This window comes from Aurantimonas sp. C2-5-R2 (genome assembly GCF_036549495.1).
In the GTDB taxonomy this organism is placed as follows: domain Bacteria; phylum Pseudomonadota; class Alphaproteobacteria; order Rhizobiales; family Rhizobiaceae; genus Aurantimonas; species Aurantimonas coralicida_A.
In genome coordinates, this window is sequence record NZ_JAZHLJ010000002.1 from 120555 (window position 1) to 144531 (window position 23977).

Sequence of the window (23977 nt, forward strand, 5' to 3'; positions counted from 1 at the left end):
CTCATGGCCACGCTGACCCTCGACCACGTCACCAAGCGCTACGGCAAGGAAACCGTCCTCGACGACATTTCGCTCAGCGTGGCGGACGGCGAGACGGTGGCGATCTTCGGCCCGTCCGGTGCCGGCAAGACCGTTCTTCTGAGGCTGATCGCGGGGATGACGGAGCCCGAAGAAGGCGAACTCCTCATCGATGGCGAGGACATGATCGGCGTCGCCCCCGAACGTCGGGCGGTGGGCATGGCGTTCCAGAATTTCGCGCTTTTTCCGCACATGACCGCCTTCGAGAACATCGCCAGCCCCCTGCGCGCGCGCCGCTCGACCAGCGAAAAGGTCGCCGAGGGCGTCGGGCGCATCGCCCGCCTTTTGAAAATCGACCACGTCCTCGATCATGCGCCTCGCGCGCTGTCCAACGGGCAGAAGCAGCGCACCGCCCTCGCCCGCGCCCTCGTCGCCGCGCCCCAACTGCTGCTGCTCGACGACCCGCTGCGCAATGTCGACGCCAAGCTGCGCTTCGAGATGCGCCTCGAGCTGCCGCGTCTTCTGGAAAAATTCGGCTCGACCACGCTCTATGTCACCCAGGATTATCGCGAGGCGATGGCGCTCGGGGATCGGATCGCCGTCCTCATCGGCGGCAAGTTCATCCAGGTTGGAACGCCGGAGGACATCTACGACCGGCCGGCGACCGTCGAGGTGGCAAGGCTGTTCGGCGATCCGGGCATCAACATCTTCGAATGCCGGGTCGAAGCCGGCGCCTCGGGGCCGGTGGCCGTGTTCGGCGGCAACCGTCTGCCGATCGGCCGCGAATACCAGTCGGTCGTGGGAAGCGACGTCATGCTTGGCGTTCGGCCGGAGAACATCGATTTCGTCGGCTCCGGCGGTGCTGACGGCATCGCGACGCGGGTGGCGGCGCTGCTGCCGCTCAACGACCGGCTGGTGCGCCTCCTGGTCACCGATGACGGTCAGGAACTGTACGCCTCGCAGGACGCCGGTGAGATTGCCGCGACGGAGGGCGCGCGCGTCCCGGTCCGGATCGCGCCGTCCTCGATCCTTCTGTTTGACCGCGCCAGCGGTCGGCGCATCTTGCCTCAGGCCCAAAGGGAGGCGGCATGAGCGCTTCGGTATCGCTGCGCGGCGTCAACAAGATCTACGCCGCGAAGGCCAAGAACCCGATCTACGCCGTCCGCGACTTCGACATCGAAATCAAGCCTGGCGAGATCGTCGCGCTGCTTGGCTCGTCCGGCTGCGGCAAGACCTCGACATTGCGCATGATCGCCGGTTTCGAGGAGGTGACGACGGGCGAAATCCTGATCGACGGCAGACCGATCCACAAATTGCGGCCCTCGGACCGCAACGTTGCCATGGCCTTCGAGGGCTATTCACTCTACCCGCCGCTGACGCTGCGCGAGAACATCGCCTTCGCTCTGAAATCGGAGCGGCTCGACGCGGCGGAAAGCAAGCGCCGGGTCGACGATATCGCCCGGATGCTCGAACTCGGGGTCCACCTCGACCGCTATCCTTCGACCGTGTCGGCGGGGCAGCAGCAGCGGGCGAGCCTCGGCCGGGCGCTGGTGCGCAAGGCCGACGTCTATCTCCTCGACGAGCCGATGGGCCAGCTCGAGTCGCAGCTGCGCACCGTCCTGCGCGGACGGCTGAAACGGTATCTGCGCGAACACGACATGACCGCCGTTCTCGTCACCCACGACCAGACCGAGGCGAATGCGCTGGCCGACCGGATCGCCGTGATGGAAGGCGGCGAGTTGCAACAATTCGCCTCGCCGAAAGAGCTGAAGGAGAGGCCCGCCAACCTTTATGTCGGCACCTTCATCGGCGAGCCGCCGATGAACGTCTACCGCGTGCGGCCCGTCTTTGCCGACGGTCGCGTTTCCTTCCGCAAGACCGGCGACGGCGGGGAAGATGGCGAAGTGCTCGGCTATTCGGCCGATGCGGTCACCGCCCCGGTGCGCGCTGCGATCCAGTCGCTGTCGGAGATCGTCATCGGCATCCGTCCCCATGACGTCCATGTCGGCGGTGGCGAGAGCCAGGCCAGGGTCGTCTCGAACCAGTGGATCGGCGACCAGACCCATCTGGAGGCGGAGTTTGCCGGCGGCGTTATCGTCGCGACCCTCGACGGTCGGTGCCCCGGAAAGGTCGGCGATGCGCTCTCGGTCGACGTGCCGGCCGAGAAGCTGCACGTCTTCGCGGCGAGCGGCGAAGCCTTGGCGCACGGTCACCGCCTTTCCGGGAGGCAGGTAGAGGGATGACGGTGGAATCCATCCTGATCGGCATCGACGCCGGCACTTCGGTGCTCAAATCCGTCGCCTTCACCACCGACGGCGAGCAGATCGCGGTCGCCTCGCGCAAGAACACGTATTCTTCGGGGGAAGGTGGCAGCGTCGAACAGGACATGGCCGCAACCTGGGCCGACGCCGTGGCGACGCTGAAGGATCTGACGGCTCAGCTCGGCGAACGGGCGACGGCGATCGCCGCGGTCGCGATCACCGGCCAAGGCGACGGCACATGGCTGATCGACGCGAACGGACTGCCCGTCGGCCCCGCTTGGCTCTGGCTCGACGGCCGCGGCGGCAAGATCGCCCGAGAATTCGCGGCAAGCGAACGACACCGGGAGCATTACGAACGCACGGGGACCGGCATCAACACCTGCCAGCAGAGCGTCCAGCTGCTGGTCATGAAGCGGCGGCATCCGGAGAGACTGGCGCGCGCGACGACCGCGTTCCATTGCAAGGACTGGCTCTATTTCAATATGACCGGCGAGCGGGCCACCGACCCGTCCGAGGCGTCGTTCACCTTCGGTGATTTCCGTACCCGCCGCTACAGCGACGCGGTGATCGGAAACTTGGGCCTCGATGGAGAGGCGCGGCTGCTGCCCCCGATCGTCGACGGCCGCACGACGTCGCATCCGCTGCTCCGCGCCGTCGCGGACGCGACCGGGCTTCCTCGCGGCGTCCCGATCGTCCTCGGCTATGTCGACATCGTCGCGACCGGCGTCGGCAGCGGCCTCGTCGGCGAGACGCCTGGCACCGGCTGCTCGATTCTCGGCTCGACCGGCGTCCACATGCGCCACGTCCGAAGCGCCGAAGAGATCGTCCTCAACGACATGCGCAGCGGCTACGTCATGCCGCTCCCCGCCGAGCAGGGCCTCGTCCAGTTTCAGTCGAACATGGCGGCGACGCTGAACATCGACTGGATCGTCGGACTCGCGTGGAAATTTCTCCAGAGCGAGGGGGTCGAACGCGATCGCGGCCAGCTTATGGCGCATCTCGACGACCGCGTCCTGGCGGCCGAGCCGGTCTCGGCCATCTATCATCCGTACATTTCGGAAGCCGGCGAACGCGGACCGTTCATGGAACCGCTGGCCCGCGCGCAATTTACCGGCCTGCACTACGGGGCCAGCTTCGACGACCTGATGCGCGCGGTCTTCGAAGGTCTCGCCTTCGCCGCGCGCGACTGCTTCGAGGGGACCGGCGGCGTGCCGCACGAGATCAAGCTCACCGGCGGCGCCGCCCGCTCCCGCGCCATGCGTCTGTTTCTGGCCAGCGCCCTTGGGTGCCCGGTGAGGACGGTCCAGCGCGAGGAAGCGGGCGCGGCCGGCGCGGCGATGATCGCCGCCGTCAATCGCGGCTTCTTTGCCTCGATCGAGGAATGCACCGCCGTGTGGACCCGAGGCCGGTTCTCGGAGCCAACGCTGCCTGACGCCGCGTTGAGGCCGCTCTATGATTCGGCGTTCGGCCTCTACCGCGAGATTCGAGAACAACTCCCGCCAATCTGGACACGACTCGCGGCGATCCGCGATCGGGCTGACCGGGCGAGGAAGGCGGCATAATGGCGACGCGCATCGCGATCATCGGCGACAATTTCATGTTGCCCGAAGTCTTCGCCGAGGCCATCACGGCGGCCAACAAGGCGGTCCCGGAGATGGTGCTGCATCGGCTGCCTTGGCCGGACGAGCCGATGGAGCATGGCTATGCCGTCCAGGGGATGGACGGCCTCAAGGAATACCAGGGCGGCGCCGAAGCGACGCTGGCGATGATCGGCGAGGCCGAGCTGCTCGTCACCCACCTCGCCCCCCTCTCTCGCGACATGTTCGCGCGACTGCCCCACCTGAAATTTGTCGCAGTCTCGCGTGGCGGACCGGTCAATATCGACATGGCGGCGGCACGCGAACGGGGCGTCACCGTGGTCAACACGCCAGGCCGCAACGCCAGTGCGGTCGCCGAGTTCACCCTCGGCGCGATCCTGGCCGAGACCCGCAACATCTCCCGCGGGCACGACGCGCTGCGCGGCGGCGACTGGCGCGGCGATCTCTATCGCGCCGACACCACGGGACGGGAACTATCGGAGATGACGGTCGGCGTGGTCGGCTACGGGGCGATCGGCACGCGGGTCGTCAAGCTCCTGAAGGCCTTCGGCTGCCGAATCCTCGTCACCGATCCCTATGTGCAGCTGTCCCCCCAGGACGCGCGGGACGGCGTCGAACTGGTCGGGCTGGAGCGGCTGCTCGACGAGTCGGACGTCGTCACCCTGCACGCCCGGGTCACCGAGGAGACCACCGGCTTCATCGACGCCGCGGCCCTCGCCCGGATGAAAAAGGACGCCACCTTCGTCAACACCGCCCGCGGGCCGCTGGTCGATTACGACGCCCTGGCCCAAGCGCTCGGTCGCGGCCATTTGCGCGGCGCGATGCTGGAAACCTTCGCCGTTGAGCCGGTTCCGGAAGATTGGCCGCTCCTGAAGCTTCCAAATGTCACGCTGACGCCACACATCGCGGGCGCATCGCTCAAGACCGTCAAGTTCGCCGCCGACCAGGCGGCCGAGGAGGTGCGCCGGTATCTGGCCGGCGAACCGCCCGTCAACCCCTGCTGACCCGCCGATCGCGCGGGAAGCATTGGCAGCAACAGGAGACACCACCATGGTCTTGTCCGACGACCGCAGCAGGACGGCCTGAGATCGGCATGTTGCGAGACCTTGGCACCGTAGACATTCTGGTCATCGGCGGTGGCGTCAACGGCACCGGTATCGCCCGCGATGCCGTGGGCCGGGGGCTTTCCGTTGTACTGTGCGAGAAGGGTGACCTGGCCGAGGGCACCAGTTCGCGTTCGGGAAAGCTGGTCCATGGCGGCCTGCGCTACCTCGAATATTACGAATTTCGCCTGGTCCGCGAGGCGCTTAGGGAGCGCGAGGTGCTGCTGCGCGCCGCTCCGCACATCATCTGGCCGATGCGCTTCGTCCTGCCGCATTCGCCCGAGCAGCGCCCCGCCTGGCTGATCCGCCTTGGCCTTTTCCTCTACGACCATCTCGGTGGCCGCAGAAAGCTGCCGGCAACCCGAAGCATCGATCTTCGGACCGAGACGGAAGGCGCGCCGATCCAGGACCGCTACGCCAGGGGCTTCGAATATTCCGACTGCTGGGTGGACGACGCGCGGCTGGTCGTCCTCAACGCTCTCGACGCCGGGGAGCGCGGCGCGACGATCCTCACCCGCACCACCGCGGTTTCGGCGACGCGCGACGGCGACGTCTGGCGGGCGACGCTCCGTGGCGAAGACGGCGAGATCTACCGCGTCTCGGCGCGCGGCCTCGTCAACGCCGCCGGTCCCTGGGTCGACACGGTGCTCGCGAACGTCATCGGGGCGAACTCGACGCGGCGGGTGCGGCTGGTCAAGGGCAGCCACATCGTGACGCCGAAATTCTGGGACGGCAGCCAGGCCTATCTCTTCCAGAACACCGACAAGCGCGTGATCTTCGTCAATCCCTATCAGGGCGATAAGGCGTTGATCGGCACCACCGATCTTGCCTATGAGGGAGATGCTGGCGACGTCGCGGTCGAGGAAAGCGAGATCACCTACCTCCTCGACGCGGTGAACCGCTACGTCAAGGCGCCGTTGACCCGCGCCGACGTCCTCCATTCCTTCTCCGGCGTGCGCCCGCTGCTGGAAGACGATGCGGACAACCCCTCGGCGGTGACGCGCGACTATGTCTTCGACATTGACGCGGCGGACGGCAAGACACCGATGCTTTCCATCTTCGGCGGCAAGATCACCACCTACCGCGAACTCGCCGAACGCGGGCTTGACCGGCTGAAGCCTTTCTTCCCGGGGATGGGCGCCGCCTGGACGCACGACATTCCGCTGCCGGGCGGCGACATGGCGAACGCGGATTTCGAAAGTTTCGAGGCCGGCCTCAGAGCCGGCCACCCGTGGCTTCCCCGCCCCCTCGCCCACCACTATGCCCGGCTCTATGGAACGCGGGCAAAGGTCTTGCTGGGTTCCGCAAGGAGCCTGGCGGATCTGGGCCGGCACTTCGGCGGAACCCTCCACGAACGCGAGATCGACTATCTGATCGAGACCGAATGGGCGAAGACGGCCGAGGATATCCTCGATCGGCGGACCAAGCACGGCCTCGCTCTGGCCGACAGCGAACGCCAGGCCGTGCGCGACTTCCTGGCCGCGCGGACGCGGCGTACCGCCGAGGCACCGGATCGAGACCAGGCCGAGCCGCGATATGCGGACGAAAGGATCGGAAAAAGCGTTGATTGACCGAACGAACCAACAGCCTGGGACCGCGATCGGCGACGGGCTGGGCGCTTTGCGGCGCCTGTCGCGCGCGATCGGGCGGGACAGGACGCTGACCCAGGCCGCCGGCGGCAACACCTCCCTGAAGCGGGACGGCATCCTGTGGGTGAAGGCATCCGGCACGTGGCTCGCCGATGCCGAAACGCGCGACATCTTCGTGCCGGTACGAATCGCCCCGCTCCTCGACGCCTTGCGCGCCGGCGATGCCCGCGCCGAGAAGGCCACCGATTTCGTCGCCTCGGAGCTGTCCGCCAGCGAGCTCAGGCCATCGATCGAGACGGCGGTCCACGCCGCGATGCCACAGCCGGTCGTCCTGCATGTCCACTGTGTGAACACCATCGCCCATGCCGTCACCCAGGACGCGGAGGCGCGGATTGCGGAGCGGCTGACCGACGCCGGCTTCGACGGCCGCTTCGCATACATCCCTTACTGCCGACCGGGCGTTCCGCTGGCCCGGCAGATCAAGCGCATCGCTTCCGACCGGATCGCCGTCGTGGTCCTCGGCAATCACGGGCTGATTGTCGCCGGAACCAGCGTCGCGGACGCTGCCGAACGCCTCGATTCGGTCGTTGCCGCACTGGCGATTCCGCCGCGCCTAACGGCCGGATCGTTGGATACAGAGACGCTTGCGAACCTCGCCGCCGACACGCCCTACCGCCTGCCATCCGATCACAGCGTCCATCATCTGGCGCGCGATCCGGATTCGCTACGGGTCGCCCTCGCCGGCCCGCTTTATCCCGACCATGTGATCTTCCTCGGCGAGACGATCGGAACCGTCACGCCCGACGCCGGCGCGATCCGCGAATTCCTGGCGTTGCGGGAGGCCGGGCCGCATCCGGCGCCGAGCCTGCTTCTGGTGCGCGGCGTTGGCGTCCTGGTCCACGAGCGGCTGACCGCCGGCGGCGAAGCCCTCGTCGGCTGCCTCGCCGACGTGGCGGCCCGGATCTCCTCGGACGTCGCCCTGCAGCCGCTGAGCGAGCGCGATGTCCATCATCTCACCCACTGGGAAGCCGAGACATACCGGCAGGCACTCGACCGACCGGGCGCCCCCACACCGGACGCCGCATGAACGGGACCGCCGTCCAGTCGGCGCGCTCCGTCGCGATCGGCATCGATGTCGGCACATCCGGGGTCCGCGTCGGCGCGCTCGGCGCGGAGCGCGCGCCGGTCGGCTCGGCGATCAGGTACAACGAGCCCCGCCAGGATGCGGCGATCATCACCGGCTTCGACGGTGCCGGCGACGCCAACAACGTGCGGAAGACCGGCTACGACGCATCCGCCCAGGCATGGCCCGATTGGATCGAAGCCGTCGGAATGCCGATCGCGGCGCGGCTGACCCTTAGCCCGAGCGCGGTCCCATGACCGGCGACGTCATGCGGTTCGACAGACTTCGCGATATCGCCGGCCGGTACGATGCGTTCTTCCTCGACCAATTCGGCGTCGTCCACGACGGCACCCACGCCTATCCCGGCGCGGCCGCGGCGGTGGACGCGCTTGCCGGCCTCGGCAAGCCTGTGCTTTTCGTCACCAATTCCGGCCGGCCGGCGGCCTTCAACGAGGCCCGTCTGGCTCGCCTCGGCATTGCGCGGTCCAGCTATCTCGCCTGCGTCACCTCCGGCGATGTTGCCATCCGGCTGTGCGAGGATGGCGCGATCCGGCTGCCGCAAGACCGGCGGATCCGCTGCCTGACCCTGTCGAGCCCCGGCGACACCAATCTGTCGGACCGGCTCGGCTGCATATCCGTCGAGGCGGCGGACGCGGCGGATCTCGTGGTGATCGCCGGCAGCCAGGCCGACCACATCGCGATGACCGAATACGAAGAGGCCATGCGGCCCGCCGCAAGCCGGGGCGTTCCCTGCATCTGCACCAATCCCGACCGGCAGATGCTGACGCCGCAAGGTCTCGTGCCGGCTGCCGGGGCGATCGCCGACCGTTACGCGGCGCTCGGCGGCGTCGTCACCTTCGTCGGCAAGCCCTATAGCGAGATCTACGCGGCGGCCCACGCGCTTATCGCCACCGTCCAGAGGCCGCGCATCCTTTGCATCGGGGACAGCATTGACCACGACATGGCCGGCGCCGCTGCCTTCGGCGCGGCGAAGGCGCTCGTGCGCACGGGTATTCTGGCGGAGACGGACGAAGGCGTGATCGCCTCACGAGTCGCGGAAAAGGGCCTCACCGTCGAACATCATCTTGCCTGTCTTCGCTGGTGAGGCAGAGGCGGCAAGCGGCCCCGGGTCAACCGGAAACGCAACCTCGGCGCCGGCACGTGGGGGAAACCGGAGCCGCCTCTACGGTCGCGCAATCAGACGACCCGCTTTTCCGTCGCCTTGTCGAACAGGTGGATGGCGCTTTCCGCAACCGTCAGCCCCACATGCGTGCCGGACTGGCGGCGTTCGGCGCGGGGCACGACGACGATCGTGTCCCTCCCGTCGACCTCGACATGCAGCTGCACGTCGGCGCCGGTGGTTTCCGAAAGGATCACCTTGCCGCGGATCGGGCCGTCCTCGGAAACCGCCAGATCGTTCGGGCGCACGCCGAGAAGCACCTTCTGGCCGTGTCGGGCCGTGGCGTACGCCGGCAGCGGGACGTGGACGCCCGGAGCCTGAAAGACCGAGCCGTCGGCGCTGGCGGCGATCTCCCCGTCGATGAAGTTCATCGAGGGTGAACCGATGAAGTCGGCGACATAGATCGAGTTCGGCTTCTCGTAGATCTGGTCCGGCGTGCCCATCTGGACGATCCGACCGCCCTGCATCAGAACGATGATGTCGGCCATGCTCATTGCCTCGATCTGATCGTGGGTGACATAGACCGTCGTCGCCTTCAGCCGGTCGTGGAGTTGGCGGATTTCCAGTCGCATGTGGGCGCGCAGTTTGGCGTCGAGATTGGAGAGCGGCTCGTCGAACAGGAACACGCCCGCGTCCCGCACCATCGCCCGCCCCATGGCGACACGCTGGCGTTGGCCACCGGACAGTTCCTTGGGATAACGGTGGAGATAGTCCGTCAGATTGAGGACCTCAGCCGCCCACTCGACCTTTTTTCTGACCTCCGCCTTCGGCTTCCTGGCGACCTCCAGACTGAAGGCGATGTTGTCGTAGACCCGCATGGTCGGATAGAGCGCGTAGTTCTGGAAGACCATGGCGATATCGCGGTCGCGCGGGTGCACGTCGTTGACGCGCCGGCCGTCGATTTCGAGGTCGCCGGCGGAGATGGCCTCGAGGCCGGCCGTCATGCGCAAGAGCGTCGTCTTCCCGCAACCCGACGGCCCCAGGAGCACGACGAATTGGTGATCCTCGATGCGGAACGAGATGTCCCTCATCACCTCGACCGAGCCGTAAGATTTCCCGATGTTCTTGTATTCGACGCTGGACATGGGACGATCTTCCTCGGTGGCTACGAACGCGGTGGCGGCGGGTCAGTGGCGCTGGCGCGTCGGCGTCAGGACGATTTCCTGCACCAGCGCGTTTTGCGGCATCCGGTAGGTCGTCAGGATCAGGTCGGCGACATGCTCCGGCCCGATGCCGCCGCCGATCGCGAGCTTGTTCGCCTGGTAGGCGGCGAGCGTGTTCGGGTCATGCACGCCGGACAACACCTCGGTCTCGATGACGCCGGGGGAGATCACCTGCACCCGGACATTGTAGCCCGACAGGTATTCGCGCAAGCTTTCCGCGACGGCGTGGACGAAGAACTTCGTGCCGCAATAGACGGTATGGTCGGGGTAGATCTTGCGCCCGGCGATCGAGCTCATCATCACCAGGGTGCCCCGCTGACGCTGCATCATGCCGTTCATCACGGCATGGACGGTGTTCATCATGCCCTTGGTGTTAATATCGATCATCGCGTCCCATTCCTCCGGCGGCTGGGTGGCGATATCGGCGAGATGGGCGACACCGGCATTGGCGAACATCAGGTCCACCGGCCCGAATTTCGCCTCGCCCTCGGCGACCGCCGCCTTGATCGCGTCACGGTCGCGCACGTCCACCTTGGCCAGGACGGCGTTCGGCAGGCCGAGCGCCTCCATCCGGTCCATGCGCCGCGCCATCAACAGCAATGGGTAGCCGGCCTCGGAAAAGACCCGCGCCGTTGCCTCGCCGATGCCGGAGCTGGCTCCTGTGATGGCGATAAGGGGTTTGTCAGCCATGCAGCTTCGTCCCGTTTCTGCTTATCTGGAGATGGGCCGTCCGCCGCGCGGGAGAGGCGCGGCGGACGGCCTCTGCCGCCTCAGCCCTTGAGGACCGAGGAAACGTTGGCGGCGATCTCGTCCATCGCGGCCTTCGGACTATCGAACTCGCCGGCGAAGTAGCGGCCGAGTCCGACCGGGATCGTGTCGCTGGAGATTTCCGCCCATTCCGGCAGATCGGGCTCGGAGCNTATCGAACTCGCCGGCGAAGTAGCGGCCGAGTCCGACCGGGATCGTGTCGCTGGAGATTTCCGCCCATTCCGGCAGATCGGGCTCGGAGCCCATGTATTTCGCGATGGTCTCGCGGACGACCGGCAGATGCCGGGTGGTGCCGGCGCCGACCTTGGCGTTGGCGAGCACCCGTGGATCGTCGTAGACGCTGGCGCGGGTCGGTCCCGTACCACCGCCGAGGACGGTGATCAGCGCCTGGGTGTCGGCCGATGTCGCCCACTGCATGAACACCCATGCGGCGTCCGGGCTCTTGGAGTATTTCGACACCGCGAGACTCGAACCGCCCTGGTGACCCACACCCGGAATCTCGCCGAAACCGGTTTTGTCCGGCGTTATCAGGCTCGTCGCCGCTGGCGGGATCGCGGCTTCCATCAGGCCGGAAATCTTGCCCGATTTCGGATCGTCGAAGAACGGGAAGAACTCGCCCCAGGAGAGCATCGACGCCGCCACACCCTGGCTGACCGACTGGCCCTGGCCGTCCCACGTCCAGCCATCGACGCCCGGCGGCATCGTCGCCTTCAGCTTGTCCCAGTACTCCATCGCCGCGAGGCCGGCCTCGTTGTTGCCGGCGAAGTTGTTGTCGGCATCGAAAATCTGGCCGCCATGGCCCCACAGCCAAGCCGTCCAGTCGCATTCCAGGCTGTAGTGACCGGATTTCATCTGCCCGGAGGTGCCGTACATCTCCGGCCCCTTGGCGTCGGTGATCGCCTTGGAGTTGGTGAGAAGCTCGTCCATAGTTTCCGGCGCCTTCAGGCCGAGCTCGTCATAGATGTCCTTGCGATACTGCATGATGAAGATCGGGATATCGTAGGGAACGCCCACCCAGCGATCTTCGTATTTGGCGATGCCGTCGACCAGCGCTGGCAGGAAATCATCCATATTATAGTCGGGATAGGCGAGGTCCGGCTTTTCCTCATATTGCTCGCGCGGATCGAAGACATCCTGGCTGAAGCTCGCCGCCCAGCTCTGATCGATGTAATAGAGGTCGTAGGTGCCGAGGCCCGAGGCGACGTCGAGGGTCAGCTTCTGCAGCACCTGCTCCAGCGGCAGCACCTCGATCTCCACCTTGATACCGGTCGCCTCCTCGAAATAGCCCTTCAGGCTGTTGGCGATGGCGTTGGAAGGCGGCGTCGACTCCGTTGCGAGGCGAAGTGTCGTCCCGGCGAAGGGCTTGCCGACATCGGCCAGCCATTTCATCATTTCCGCCGAGGGCTCTAGCGAATCCTGCGCGAAGGCCGACGGGGCGAGGTTGAGGAACGGCCGGCCGTTGCCCATGCCGAAGCCCATGCCGAGCGCGCCGACCGAAAGGCCGAGCTTGCCGGCCGAGCGAAGGATGCTGCGCCGGTCCATCCGGCCATTGACGTAGCGGTCGGTCACCGACGCCAGATAATTCTTGCGCTGCCAGTCTTTCATGGTCTCGTTCTCCTCCGTTAGCGACAGTTGGGGCCCGCCTGTCTTCGCGGGTATGCGCCGCACCGCCTCCCTCCTCGGAGGCGGACGCGGATTACTGCTTGAGCGAGCCCATCGTCAGGCCGCGCACCAGATGCTTCTGCACCGCCAGCACGAAGATGAAGGCGGGAACGATCGCGGCCGCGCCGAGCGCCGCCATGTTGCCCCAGGCGGTTCCGACCGAGGTGACGAAGGTCGTCGAGACCACCGGGACCGTCTTGATGTCGGTCTGGGTCAGCGTCAGCGCGAACAGGAATTCCGTCCAGGAAAAAATGAAGCAGAGAACCGCCGTCGCGGCGATGCCGCCGCGCGCCATCGGCAGGACCACGCGGCGGAATATCAGCCAGCGGCTTGCCCCGTCGATGATGGCGCTTTCGTCGATCTCGGCCGGGATGTCGTCGAAGAAGCTCTTCATCAAGAGCACGGCTAGTGGCAGGTTCATCAGCGCGTGGATGAGGATCATGCCGAGATAGGTGTCCAGCAGGCCGAGCGTTTTGTACATGAAGAACATCGGGATCGCGACGGCGACCGGCGGCATCATGCGCGTCGACAGCACCCAGCCGACGAAGGCATGACGGCCGCGGAACTGGATGCGCGACAGCGCATAGGCCGCGAGTGTCGCGATGACCAGCGCCAGCAGCGTTGAACCGGTGGCAATGACGATTGAATCCCACAGCCGCGGGCCCATGAAGAAATTGCCGCCGCCCGGCGTCACGGTCAGGCGACCGCCATCGCCGAAAGTGATGCCGAAGACCTTCTGGAAATTGTCGAGCGTCGGAGCGAAGTCGAAGACGATCGGCGGGCGCGAGAAGATGTCGCGGCCGTCGCGGAACGCCACGCTCGTCCAGTAGTAGATGGGGAAGAAGAACAGCCCCACCACGACCCAGGCGAAAAGAATGCGGAGCATCCGTGGGAAAAACGCGGTCTGCATCACCACTTCACCTTCGCGAGCTTGATGAACAGATTGGCGAGAACCAGGATGATCGCGAGCGTGACCAGGCTGAGCGTCGCGCCGTATCCCCATTTGATAAAGGAGAAGGTCTGCTGCCAGGCATAGAGGCTGAGCGTGTAAGTGGCGGTGCCCGGCCCGCCCGAGGTCATCACGAAGACGTAGTCGAACACCCGGAACAGATCGATGCCGCGGATCAGGACGGCGATGGCAATCACCTTGGACATCATCGGCAGGGTCAGCCGCACGAAGGTCTGGATGGGGCTCGCGCCGTCGATCATCGCGGCCTCGTAGGGCTCGGTGGGAAGCGCGCGCAGACCGGCCAGGAGGATCAGCACCATGAACGGCGTCCACTGCCAGATCTCGGCAAGCAGCACGCCGGCGAGCGCCAGCGACGGCGTCGACAGGATCGGCGTTTCCGGGCTGAGGACGCCGATCATCTGGAGGAAGAAGGTCAGCACGCCAAACTGCGAATCCTCCATCAGGAGAAACATCATGCCGACGATCGCGGGCGGGACGACCAGCGCCATCGTCAAGAGAGCGCGCAGGATGCCGAAGCCCGGCTCGTCGGAATCGAGCAACAGCGCGATTCCCATGCCGAGCGCCAGTTCGAAGACCAGCGCGATGATGAAGTAGAGAAAGGTCACGCCGAGCGACTGCCAGAAGCGGCTGTCCTCCCACAGCTGCACCCAGTTCTGTCCGCCGACATATTCCAGCACCCGCCGGCGCGGCACGAATTCGTGGAAGCTCAGCCAGATATTGTAGATCAGCGGAAAGATGGTGAAGACCACGAGAAGCGCGATCAGCGGCAGGAGCCACGGCAGCGGGTGGTCCGAAATAACGAAGCGACGGGCAAGATTGGGCGACGGGGTCAAGCGCACGACCTCCCCGCCCGGCGGCCACCGGCCCACGGCGAACGGCACCTTCGCCGCGCCGCCGCGCCCGAGATTGAGATGCCGAGACGGGGTGCGGTCCCTGCTCTCATCGCTTCGACGCCCCCTTGCGAGACTGCAGGCCGTAGCTGCCGAATCCTTCCAGCACTTCGGCGATTTCCGCGTCGCTGAGGATCACCGGGCCGCCGTCGAGCTGCAGGCTGTGATGATACTGCTTGGCCACCGTTTCCAATTCCACCATCCGCCACATGGCCTTGTCGAGATCGCTGCCGATGGTAATGGCGCCGTGGTTGGCGAGCAGACATCCCGTCCGGCCTTCGAGGGCCGTCAGCGCCTCATGGGAGAGTTCCGGCGTTCCGTAGCGTGCGTAGCCCGAGCAGCGGACGTCGGTGCCGCCGAACACCGCGACCATATAATGACAGGCGGGAATCGCGCGGCGGGTGATCGCCAACGTGGTAGCGAAGGTCGGATGGGCATGGACGACCGCCCCAGCATCGGGACGCGCGCGCAGGATGTCGCGATGAAAGCGCCATTCGGTCGACGGCTTCAGCGGTCCCGACCAGTCCGTGCCGTCGCCATCGAGGGGCATGAATACGATCTTTTCCGGCGTCAGCTCCTCATAGGGGGTCGCGCTCGGGGTCAAAAGCATCGCATCGCCGTGGCGCGCCGAAATGTTGCCGGACGTGCCCTGGTTGATGCCGTTCCGGTTCATCTCCAGGCAGAGATCGATGATCTTCTGCCGCAAAGCCCGCTCGCTATCGCGCATCGGCCGCCTCCCTGTGCCGCGCCTTGCCCTCGTTCCGATCGCGGGCCGACAGGATGACGTCGGCGATCTCGACGAAGCCCTCGCCGCCCGCTCGCGCGGCGACGAAGGACGGTTCGGCATCCATCTCGCCGGTGAAATCGAGGACGTTCGCAACCCCGCAGCTATTGGGAAAGAAGCCGAACATCGGGGCGTCGTTGGGGCTGTCGCCGGCAAAGACGATCCAATGTTTCTCGGCCTCGAGGTCGATGCCCAGAATCTCGGCCGCGAAGCGCCGGGTCATCGACAGCTTGTCATAGTCGCCGAACCAGCCATTGACGTGGATCGAGGAGATTTTCGCGACCGCGCCCTCCTCCTCGAAGATCGTCTTGATCCGGGCGATATCGGCCTTTCCAAGCGGTGCGACATCCTCGCAGAAGTCGATGGCGAGATCGGCTTCCCGATAGAGCTGATCGGCGGAGATCGCTGCGCCCGGCACCTCCACGAGAATCCGCCGGGCGATTGCTTCGAGCCGCTTGCGGTTGGCGGCGCGCTCGAAATCGCTTGCGAAGAAGGAGCGGCGCATCCGCCGTTGCGCGCCGTCATAGGCGAAATAGAAGGCGCCGTTCTCGCCGACGACGCCCGTTACCGGCCAGAAGCGGGCGACCATATCGCACCATCCGGCGGGGCGGCCGGTAATCGGCGCGACGAACAGCCCCGCGTCATGCAAAGCTTCCAGCGCGGCATAGGACGCGGCGGGCAGCCGGCCATCGGTCGTCAACGTGTCGTCGATGTCGGCGAAGACGCCGATGATCGATGCTGCGACATCCGAGGGCATCTGCGAGATCGGGCGCATCATCAACGCTCCCCCGCCGCGAAATCGGCCAGGAGACCGGCGTCGTCCGCGATGTCGAGGACCGAAAAGCGATTGCGCATCTCGCGGCAATGGAGCACCGCCTCGCGATAGAAATCCACCGGCACACCGAGTTCGCCCGCAGTGGTGGCGCCGCCCGCGGCCCGCAGCAGCCGCTCCATCTCGTCCGCCGGGATCGCGAAGCCGAGGCATTCCTGGCGAAGCTCCGGCCATATCGCGATCATACGGGCGTTGAGCCGGTCCGCGCCCGCCTGGTCGAGCGCCTTCTTGCGGTATTCCTCCAGACATTGGGCGGCGATCTCGGGGCCCATCCGCCGAACCATGCCAGCCTCGTCGATACGGGTCGGGCGCACCGTCGGCGGCGTGTCGGAGGCGAGGATGCGCTGCTGCAACCACGCCATGGTCAGCGAGGCGACGCCGACCTGTTCGCCATGCAGCGTGCCGGGATGCCGGTCGCCGGCAAAACAGTCGATATAATGGGAGATCTGATGCTCGCCCATGGAGCCGTGATGGGAGACGCCGGTAAAGGCGATTCCGAGGCCGCACAGCGTCAGGACGCGGTAGAGATAGCCGATGGCCTCCACATCTCCGGCCGCTATACCGGCGGCGCGGGCGTTCAGTTCGCGCTCATCGGCTTCCTGGATGGTGTAGGGCACCTGCTGGTATTCGGTGCCAAGCAGCCGGTGCGAGATCCACCAGTCGATTTGCGCGACCGAACGCGCCAGGCAATCGCCGAAGCCGGCTGCCGCCAGTCGCCGCGGCGCCACCGCCGCCACGCCCAGATCGACGAAGAAGCCGCGCGGCGCGATCGACGGCAACGACACCTTCAATCCGCTGTCCAGCGTGATCGAGGCGGTCGAGGAGGTGTAGCCGTTCATGGAGGCGGCGGTGCCGAAAACGCAATAGGGCCGCTTGTCTTCCGCGACGACGTATTTGACCAGATCGTTGACGGTGCCGGAGCCGACCGCGATGGCGCCGTCGAATCCTGTGAGCCGCTGCCTGAGCGCAGCGATATGGGCCATGTCCGCATGGGGATCATCGAGCAGGATGACGGTGACGTCCCATCCGACCAGCGCCTTTGCGACACGATCGCCCAGCGCCGCAAATGTAGCCGCGTCGGCGATCAGAGCGATCCGGCCGCCGAGATTCATCGCGTCAACGAGTTCGGCTTCCCGTCCCGCCAGACTCTCTGCGATGACGACGCGGTCATAATCGACCGCGGCCGGCGCGCCGGTCTCCGGATGGATCCACCGCCCGTCGATGATCTCATCGATGAGCGACGTCCAATTCCGCTCATCGTCGACGGAACGTGGCTCCCGGATCTCCGACATGTCGCCTCCCATTTATCGACATCTGACACCGACGTTTCGCATTTGTCAAACAAATGACAGAACCGTTTGACAAAAGTCAGAGACATGGCATTTTCGACCGGATGGATCAGCCTGCAACCCTTCACGGCCCGAGTCGCGGGACGCCAAAGCCGCCGCCGGAGTTCGACGACGTCGTGACCTGGGCCGCGTGGCTCTACTATGTCGACGAGCTGACCCAGGCCGCGGTCGCCGCTCGCCTCGGTGTTTCGCGGGCGAGTATAGCCAACTACCTGCAGGAAGCGCGGAGAAGCGGTCGGGTAACCATTCGGGTGGACAGCGCGGCCGTCGCACGCACGGCTTTGTCCAAGGCGCTGGCGAAGCGGTTTGCGCTGGTTGCGGCAACTGTCGTTCCCGCTCTGCCAAACCACCCCGCAGAACAACGCATCGGCGCCGCGGGGGCACGGGTGCTGGCCGACGTTCTGGAGCCCGGCGACATTATCGGCGTCGCCTGGGGCCGCACGATCCTTGCGGCGGCGCGGGCCACCGAGGCCAGCCGAATACCGGACCTGACCATCGTCCAGGTGTCCGGCAGCTCGGCGAGTTCAGCCGATTTCTCGCCGGAGCTGTGCACGACGCTGTTGGCCAACCAGCTCGGTGCCCGCTGCGTCAACCTGCACGCGCCCGCCGTGCTGTCGAGCCGGGACCTGCGCGACCGGCTTCTCGCCGAACCGTCTCTGGAACGGCAGTTCGCGCTGATCCGATCGGCGACGAAGGTCGTGTTCGGCGTCGGCGAACTCGGTCGGAAAAGCACCTTCGCCGAAAGCGACATGCTCGATCCGGTTGCCTTGCGGCAGATTCAATCCGAAGGGCGCGCCAAGGCCGTGATCATCGGCCGCCTGATCGACGCGGCCGGCGCCCCGGTCCCCTGCCCGATCGATGACGGCATCGTCGGGATTTCGCTCGCCGATCTGAAAAGCGTTCCGTTTCGCCTATGCCTGGCCGGAGGGCCGGCCAAGCGCGATGCCCTTCTGGCGGCGCTCAACGGGGGATACGCGACCCACCTTGTCACCGACTCCGATACAGCGACCGCTCTGCTGGAATCGGGCTGAGGGGCGACGGAGCGCGATCAGGCGCCAGGTCCGGCGGCGTTCGGGAGGATGCGATGCCGGCTCTGCGTGAGGAGGAAAAATGGCCCGGAAACGGCATGTCATCGGCATCGACAGTTCGACCCAGAGCACCAAGGCGATCGTCTGGGACGAAGACGGGCGCGCGGTCGCGGAAGGGCGCGCGACCATCGCGTTGTCGACGCCGCAGCCGGGCTACGCGGAGCAGGACTGCGAAGACTGGTGGGACGCGCTGACGGTTTCGGTGAGCACGGCGGTCGCCGCAGTCGGCGCCGATACGGTGGACGCGGTAGCGATTTCCAACCAGCGCGAGACGGTGGCCTTTCTCGATGCGGACGGATGCGCGCTGCGCCCGGCGATGGTTTGGCTCGACGAGCGTTCGCTCGGCAGCTATGCCGCCTATGCCGACCAAATGGGCCGCGACTGGCTGCACCGCACGACCGGCAAGCCGGTGGACACGATCCCCGTCGTCTACCGGCTGGACTGGTTGCGGCGGAACGACCCGGCCATTCTCGACGCGGCACGGCACATCGTCGACGTCCACGCCTTCCTGACCGGGCGCCTGACCGGCCGCAAGGCCGCGAGCTGGTCGAGCGCCGACCCCTTCGGCATTTTCGACATCACGGCGATGGACTGGTCCGACCGCATTCTCGACAGTGTCGGCGTGGGGCGGCGGCAGCTCCCCGATCTGTTGAAGCCGGGCAGTGGTGTCGGCGCCATCACCGAGGCGGCATCGCAACAAACCGGCCTGCGGCCCGGCACCCCGGTCTTTGCCGGCGGCGGCGACGGCCAATGCGCCGGCCTCGGCACCAATGCCATGGAGCCCGGGACGGTCTATCTCAATCTCGGCACCGCGACGGTCACCGGGGTCTATTCCCCAACGCCGGCGACCGACCTGCACTGGCGCACGATGACGGCCCCGACCGGCGAGGGCTATTTCCTCGAAGCACTACAAAAGGCCGGCGCCTTCTTCGTCAATTGGGTCGTGGACAATTTCGCCGGGGGGCGCGATGATCCCGGGGCCTTCGATCGATTGGAGGAGGCTGCGGCCCAGCTGCCGATCGGCTCGCAGGGACTGACCATGACGCCGCACATTATCGGCGTCATGAACCCGCATTGGGACCCGGCCGCCCGCGCCGCGATCGTCGGCCTTTCGGCCAACCACGGGCGGGCGCATTTCTATCGCGCAGCGCTCGAGGCTCTGACCGCCGAAATCACCCGCGGAATCCAGGCGATGGCCGCCGAGGGTCTGGCGCTCGAGCGAATCCGCGCGATCGGCGGCGGGGCGCAAAGCCGGCTCTGGCTACAGATGCTCGCCGACGCCGCCGGCCTGCCAGTCGAGCGCAGTCGCACCGTGGAAGCCTCGGCGCTCGGCGCGGGCATCGTCGCGGCCGTCGGCGCTGGCTGGTTCCCCGACTACCCGATCGCCGCCGCGGCGATGACGGCGATCGACCAGACGGTCTATCCCCGACCCGAATTCGCCTCCCAGTGGAAGTCGCTCTGCGCGCGTCAGGGGCGAATCTATGCGGACACGAGAGCGTATGGGCGCGGCACGATCGATGGGCGATGAGGTATCGCGCTCACCGCTCGCCGCCCTTTGCCAGAATCGCGCGAGCGGTGATCTCGTCGGTCACCAAGCCGTCGAGAAAGCCGCTGCGCAGGAGGGCGAGGGTCGGGGAAACCTTGTCGGCGCCACCGGCAAGGGCGACGACGCGGGATGCGCTAAGATGAGCCAATGTCGGGGACAGCGCCCGGGCGCTGACAGCTTCCGCGACCGGTTGACCGTCGGAATTGAAGTAGTGGCCGAGAAGTTCGCCGACCGCCCTGCCCGCGCGAATCTCGCCGATCTCGTCGGTGCCGACCATGCTGTTGGCGAACAGGAATGCATCCTCGGTCACATCGCCGATGCCGGCAAAGACCAAAGGCGCCGAACAGGCCAGATCGAACACTTCCGCGACGCCAGGCTGGCTGAGAAGTACCGCCTTGTCCTCGGCGGTATTGGCAAAGGTCGGCAGCGGGATTTGAAAGGCTTCAGCGCCGGTCTTCTCGGCCAGGCGGTGAATGACATCGTAGGGGTTGGCGGCGAAACGGCGGGTAAAGCCGCCGAGCACCGAGACGAAGCGGGTCCGTCCGGTCGCCACTGCCGGCATGGCGTTGACCGCGGCGGCGAGCGTGCGGCCATGGCCGACGCCGATGAGGGCGTGCTCGCCGCGCTCGATCTCGTTTTTCAGGAAGTTGGCGCCGGCGATGCCGAGCGCCCTGAGAGGAAGCGGCGTCTCTTCGCCGAGATCCGGCGCTACGCTGCAGAAGTCGAGACCAAAGCGCTGGCGAATCGTCTCCTCCAGGTCAAGGCACTCGGCCACCTCCGCATCGACGAATACCCGCACCAGGCCATCGCGGTTGGCGCGCGCGATCAGCCGGTGCGCCTTGATGCTGGTGACGCCGAGCCGCTTGGCGATCTGGCCCTGCGTCATGCCGCCGGAAAAATAGAGCCACGCCGCACGCGCCGCGAGACCGGCCTCCCCATTTTCGTCGTGGCGATGTGGCGCCTCGTTCAGCACGGCGTCCTCCTGGTTCCAAGGCGTTTCAGCGGCGGACCGAACCGCGGGGCTTCCACGTCGCTATCTGTCCGCCACAGTGTCGATAATGCGTGCTCAGCGCGCGTGGTACTTGTCGTCGAGCGAGTTCATGGCGGCGACGTTGGCACCCGAAGAACTCTGCGGATCGAACTCCGAATCCAGGAACTTCTCGACGATCGCCTTGGCGAGCTCCGGTCCGATCACGCGAGCGCCCATGGTGATAATCTGCGCGTTGTTGCTCTTGACGGCGCGCTCGGCCGAATAGGTGTCGTGGGTCAGCGCCGCGCGAATGCCGGGCACCTTGTTGGCCGAGATGCAGACGCCGATCCCGGTTCCGCAACACAAGATTCCGCGGTCGTATGCGCCGTCGAGAATCGCCATGGCGATCCGCTCGGAGGTCGCGGCGTAGCGCTCGTCGGCGTTTGCAGGCGCCGCGCTGGCGTCGTCGAATTCCACGTCCTCGCGGGTCCGAAGATACGCGGCAACCGCCTTGACCAGCGGTTGCCCCGCGCCATCACCGCCGATGATGATCTTCATATGCGTTTCCTTCTTCACCGTTCGAGGCCCGACAGAAAGCGCAGCCCGCGCCATCCCCATCGCCGGATGGTTGGTCCACGCGGGCGCCAGCGCCGAAACATCGAGAAAGATGCTAGGTCACCGGAAGGAAAATTGCAAAATATTGCGGCACATGCATAGTTTTTCATATCGCACGGGCGCCAGTGCTTTTGCCCGGTTCCAACCACCCGTTACGAAGAAGCTTCCATGCCCTTCACCCTATCGATCAGCACAAACCCTCTGGTCAACCGCTTTGCCGACCCGGAAGACCTGATCGCGATCATCGCCGCGGAGATCGGCATCGGCCATGTCCAGTTGACGCACGAGTTTGTCAACCCGTCCTGGCCGGCGAAGACGCTCTCTCCCATCGTAGCGCGGATGGCCGCCGCAGCCGACGCCAACGGCGTCTCCATCACATCGATGATGACCGGGCCCTATGGACGGCTGAACCATTTCGGTCATCCCGACGCCGGCGTGCGCGCCTACTATGTCGACTGGTTCAAGACCCTGGCGGACGTCGCCGCCGATCTCGGCTGCCCGGCGATCGGGACGCAATTCGCCATTCTGACCTACCGGGACTTCGACGACCGCGACCGGCGCGAAGCGCTGCTGCGGGTCGCTCTTGAGTGTTGGCGCGAGGTCGCGGAGCACGCCGCCCGACGCGGCCTGACCTCGATGTTCTGGGAGCCGATGTCGATTGGCCGCGAGTTCGGCCACACGCTCAAGGATTGCGCCGCGTTGCAGCGTTGGATCGACGCAGGCGGTCTGCCGATTCCGCTGAAGCCGATGATCGACATCGACCATGGCGACGTGTCCTCGCCCGATCCCGCAGACACCGATCCCTACGCCTGGGCGGAGCGGTTCGCGAAAGCCTCGCCGATCATCCACATCAAGCAGAGCTCGATGAACAAGGGCGGGCATTGGCCCTTCACCAAGGTGTATAACGAGGACGGACGCATCATACCGGACAAGTTGCTGGCGAGCATCCGCGCCGGCGGCGGAACGGATAACGAGCTCTGCCTGGAACTGGCCTTCCGCGAACGCGAGCCGAGCGATCGCGAGGTCGTCGCGGCGATGGCCGAGTCCGTTGCGTTCTGGTCCTCGCACACGGAAGTCGGAAGACCCAAGGTGGCCTGAACCGCCTTCATCCGCGTTCTGCCTGTCACGATCGCCTTCTGCGACAGTCCTCAAGGAGCCTCTCCATGGCGACCCGCCCCTTCATCGGCACCAGTTGGAAGATGAACAAGACCCGCGCAGAGGCGGCGACCTTCTGCGATATTCTGCGTTCGTCCCACTGGGCCGGAAGCGACGCCGCACGTCTCTTCGTCATCCCGCCCTTCACCGTGCTGACGCAGGTCGCCGAAGCACTCGAAGGCACCCGTGTCACGGTCGGCGCCCAGAACGTCCATTGGCAGGATTCCGGCCCATGGACGGGCGAGATTTCCCCGATCCAGGTCGCGGATGCTGGCGGAACCCTCGTCGAGATCGGCCACAGCGAACGGCGGACATTCTTCAACGAGAGCGACGAGACGGTGGGGCTGAAGACGGCCGCCGCAGTCCATCATGGGCTCACGGCCCTCGTTTGTATCGGCGACACCCGCGCCGAATACGAAGCCCGCCAAACGGCCGCCGTCCTCAAGCGACAGACTGAGGCGGCGCTGTCGAAGGTGGAATGGACCGAGGGCGCCGAGGTGATCTTGGCCTACGAACCGGTCTGGTCGATCGGCGAAGGGGGGACGCCGGCCGATCCCGACTTTGCCGACGATCAGCAGGCGAACGTCAAGGCGCTGGTCGCATCGCTGATCGGCCGCCCGCTGCCCGTGCTCTATGGCGGCAGCGTCAATCCCGGCAATTGCGTGGACCTCGCGCGCCGCGACAACATTGACGGGCTCTTCATCGGCCGCTCGGCCTGGGAGGCGAACGGATATCTCGGCATCGTTGCCGCCGTCGTCGCGGCGCTCGGCTGATGTCTCGCAAAACAACGCTACGAACTGGCCGGCCAAGATCGATCAACCGTTATCTCGTCTGCACGGGGCTGGCTAATGACTTCGTCAGTCCCCACTGCCAAGGTTCGCGCCTTTATCGCAGCAGCCTGTTCGTCACTGGTTCTGAGAGATCGTTCCCAGAAGGAAAAACCCACCAAATCAACGATGTCAGGGGGTACACGTCGAAAGAAGTGGAATATCCACCGCATCCCGCGCCGCTTAAGGAACGAGGCCATCGTCTGCAGGCCTTCATTTTGAAAGCGTGTGGCGCAAAATTCGATGCAACTGGTGGGAAAATGCAATCGGCCTTCGGCGTAGATGCCAAACTCGAACATTTCCAATGAGAAAGGCTGGTGCGGTCGAGAAGACTCGAACTTCCACGGGTTGCCCCACAGCGACCTCAACGCTGCGCGTCTACCAATTCCGCCACGACCGCACGCCGTGTCTACCAAGGGCGCGAGGCCATCGGTGGCGGGCATGTAACAAGACTTACCCGGTCGCACAAGGGCTATTCGGCCGATC

23 protein-coding genes and 1 tRNA gene are annotated in these 23977 nt (G+C 66.0%); 12 read left to right on the forward strand and 12 right to left on the reverse strand.

Annotated features, from left to right (window positions below; translation table 11 throughout):
• Positions 1-3 precede the first annotated feature (3 nt).
• From VQ044_RS01570 to VQ044_RS01605, 8 genes are all read left to right on the forward strand, one after another.
• On the forward strand, positions 4-1110 hold the full coding sequence (locus VQ044_RS01570) for an ABC transporter ATP-binding protein (RefSeq protein WP_327646375.1): 1107 nt from the start codon (positions 4-6) through the stop codon (positions 1108-1110).
• Entirely contained in the window at positions 1107-2261 is a 1155-nt protein-coding gene (locus tag VQ044_RS01575) for an ABC transporter ATP-binding protein (protein ID WP_327646373.1), read from the forward strand. The genes VQ044_RS01570 and VQ044_RS01575 overlap by 4 nt, the downstream gene beginning before the upstream one ends.
• Entirely contained in the window at positions 2258-3841 is a 1584-nt protein-coding gene (locus VQ044_RS01580; protein ID WP_327646371.1) for an FGGY-family carbohydrate kinase, read from the forward strand. The genes VQ044_RS01575 and VQ044_RS01580 overlap by 4 nt, the downstream gene beginning before the upstream one ends.
• Complete coding sequence (locus VQ044_RS01585; protein ID WP_327624105.1) at positions 3841-4881, forward strand: 2-hydroxyacid dehydrogenase; 1041 nt, start codon at positions 3841-3843, stop codon at positions 4879-4881. The genes VQ044_RS01580 and VQ044_RS01585 overlap by 1 nt, the downstream gene beginning before the upstream one ends.
• Before the next feature lie 92 nt (positions 4882-4973).
• On the forward strand, positions 4974-6551 hold the full coding sequence (locus VQ044_RS01590; protein ID WP_327646409.1) for a glycerol-3-phosphate dehydrogenase: 1578 nt from the start codon (positions 4974-4976) through the stop codon (positions 6549-6551).
• Positions 6544-7656, forward strand: a complete 1113-nt coding sequence (locus VQ044_RS01595) for a class II aldolase/adducin family protein (RefSeq protein WP_327624104.1) — start codon at positions 6544-6546, stop codon at positions 7654-7656. Before VQ044_RS01590 ends, VQ044_RS01595 begins: the two co-directional genes overlap by 8 nt.
• Entirely contained in the window at positions 7653-7949 is a 297-nt protein-coding gene (locus VQ044_RS01600) for a hypothetical protein (RefSeq protein ID WP_327646369.1), read from the forward strand. The genes VQ044_RS01595 and VQ044_RS01600 overlap by 4 nt, the downstream gene beginning before the upstream one ends.
• Positions 7946-8797, forward strand: coding sequence for a TIGR01459 family HAD-type hydrolase (locus tag VQ044_RS01605; protein ID WP_327646367.1), 852 nt, complete (start codon positions 7946-7948; stop codon positions 8795-8797). The genes VQ044_RS01600 and VQ044_RS01605 overlap by 4 nt, the downstream gene beginning before the upstream one ends.
• Positions 8798-8889: 92 nt before the next feature.
• Here the strand turns inward: VQ044_RS01605 and VQ044_RS01610 are convergent, their stop codons facing one another.
• From VQ044_RS01610 to VQ044_RS01645, 8 genes are all read right to left on the reverse strand, one after another.
• A complete protein-coding gene (locus tag VQ044_RS01610; protein ID WP_327624100.1) occupies positions 8890-9957 on the reverse strand; it encodes an ABC transporter ATP-binding protein in 1068 nt (355 codons plus the stop codon).
• Between the two features lie 42 nt (positions 9958-9999).
• Positions 10000-10725 carry an SDR family oxidoreductase gene (locus VQ044_RS01615; RefSeq protein WP_327624099.1) on the reverse strand — a complete coding sequence of 242 codons (726 nt, stop codon included), beginning with the start codon at positions 10723-10725 and terminating at the stop codon, positions 10000-10002.
• Positions 10726-10863: 138 nt separating this feature from the next.
• Positions 10864-12408 (reverse strand): ABC transporter substrate-binding protein, encoded by a 1545-nt coding sequence (locus VQ044_RS01620; protein ID WP_331827594.1) that lies wholly within the window; start codon positions 12406-12408, stop codon positions 10864-10866.
• A gap of 91 nt (positions 12409-12499) precedes the next feature.
• Positions 12500-13375: a carbohydrate ABC transporter permease gene (locus VQ044_RS01625; protein ID WP_327624097.1), complete on the reverse strand. Its 876-nt coding sequence runs from the start codon at positions 13373-13375 to the stop codon at positions 12500-12502.
• Complete coding sequence (locus VQ044_RS01630) at positions 13375-14268, reverse strand: carbohydrate ABC transporter permease (RefSeq protein WP_327624096.1); 894 nt, start codon at positions 14266-14268, stop codon at positions 13375-13377. The genes VQ044_RS01625 and VQ044_RS01630 overlap by 1 nt, the downstream gene beginning before the upstream one ends.
• A 106-nt stretch (positions 14269-14374) precedes the next feature.
• Positions 14375-15052: a class II aldolase/adducin family protein gene (locus tag VQ044_RS01635; protein WP_327624095.1), complete on the reverse strand. Its 678-nt coding sequence runs from the start codon at positions 15050-15052 to the stop codon at positions 14375-14377.
• The gene (locus VQ044_RS01640; RefSeq protein ID WP_327646408.1) at positions 15042-15884 is read right to left on the reverse strand and encodes an HAD family hydrolase; all 843 of its coding nucleotides are present in this window, start codon (positions 15882-15884) and stop codon (positions 15042-15044) included. The genes VQ044_RS01635 and VQ044_RS01640 overlap by 11 nt, the downstream gene beginning before the upstream one ends.
• A 2-nt stretch (positions 15885-15886) precedes the next feature.
• The gene (locus VQ044_RS01645; RefSeq protein ID WP_327646365.1) at positions 15887-17233 is read right to left on the reverse strand and encodes a sn-glycerol-1-phosphate dehydrogenase; all 1347 of its coding nucleotides are present in this window, start codon (positions 17231-17233) and stop codon (positions 15887-15889) included.
• A 173-nt stretch (positions 17234-17406) separates the two neighbouring features.
• Here VQ044_RS01645 and VQ044_RS01650 point away from each other — a divergent pair, with 173 nt between their 5' ends.
• The gene (locus VQ044_RS01650; protein ID WP_327624093.1) at positions 17407-18321 is read left to right on the forward strand and encodes a sugar-binding transcriptional regulator; all 915 of its coding nucleotides are present in this window, start codon (positions 17407-17409) and stop codon (positions 18319-18321) included.
• 79 nt (positions 18322-18400) lie between these two features.
• Complete coding sequence (locus VQ044_RS01655) at positions 18401-19906, forward strand: FGGY-family carbohydrate kinase (RefSeq protein ID WP_327646364.1); 1506 nt, start codon at positions 18401-18403, stop codon at positions 19904-19906.
• Positions 19907-19916: 10 nt separating this feature from the next.
• Here the strand turns inward: VQ044_RS01655 and VQ044_RS01660 are convergent, their stop codons facing one another.
• Entirely contained in the window at positions 19917-20810 is an 894-nt protein-coding gene (locus tag VQ044_RS01660) for a sugar-binding transcriptional regulator (protein ID WP_327624123.1), read from the reverse strand.
• A 180-nt stretch (positions 20811-20990) separates the two neighbouring features.
• Positions 20991-21452 (reverse strand): D-erythrulose-4-phosphate isomerase, encoded by a 462-nt coding sequence (gene derI / locus VQ044_RS01665; RefSeq protein ID WP_327624090.1) that lies wholly within the window; start codon positions 21450-21452, stop codon positions 20991-20993.
• 225 nt (positions 21453-21677) lie between these two features.
• Here derI and VQ044_RS01670 point away from each other — a divergent pair, with 225 nt between their 5' ends.
• Both VQ044_RS01670 and VQ044_RS01675 read left to right on the forward strand, forming a co-directional pair.
• Positions 21678-22607, forward strand: a complete 930-nt coding sequence (locus tag VQ044_RS01670) for a sugar phosphate isomerase/epimerase family protein (protein WP_327646362.1) — start codon at positions 21678-21680, stop codon at positions 22605-22607.
• 65 nt (positions 22608-22672) lie between these two features.
• Complete coding sequence (locus tag VQ044_RS01675; protein WP_327646361.1) at positions 22673-23437, forward strand: triose-phosphate isomerase; 765 nt, start codon at positions 22673-22675, stop codon at positions 23435-23437.
• Between the two features lie 17 nt (positions 23438-23454).
• On the opposite strand, the gene VQ044_RS25610 is transcribed toward VQ044_RS01675, so the two are convergent.
• Both VQ044_RS25610 and VQ044_RS01685 read right to left on the reverse strand, forming a co-directional pair.
• Positions 23455-23790 carry a DUF6538 domain-containing protein gene (locus VQ044_RS25610; protein WP_442872878.1) on the reverse strand — a complete coding sequence of 112 codons (336 nt, stop codon included), beginning with the start codon at positions 23788-23790 and terminating at the stop codon, positions 23455-23457.
• Positions 23791-23806: 16 nt separating this feature from the next.
• Positions 23807-23891 (reverse strand) — tRNA-Leu (locus tag VQ044_RS01685).
• Between the last annotated feature and the right edge of the window lie 86 nt (positions 23892-23977).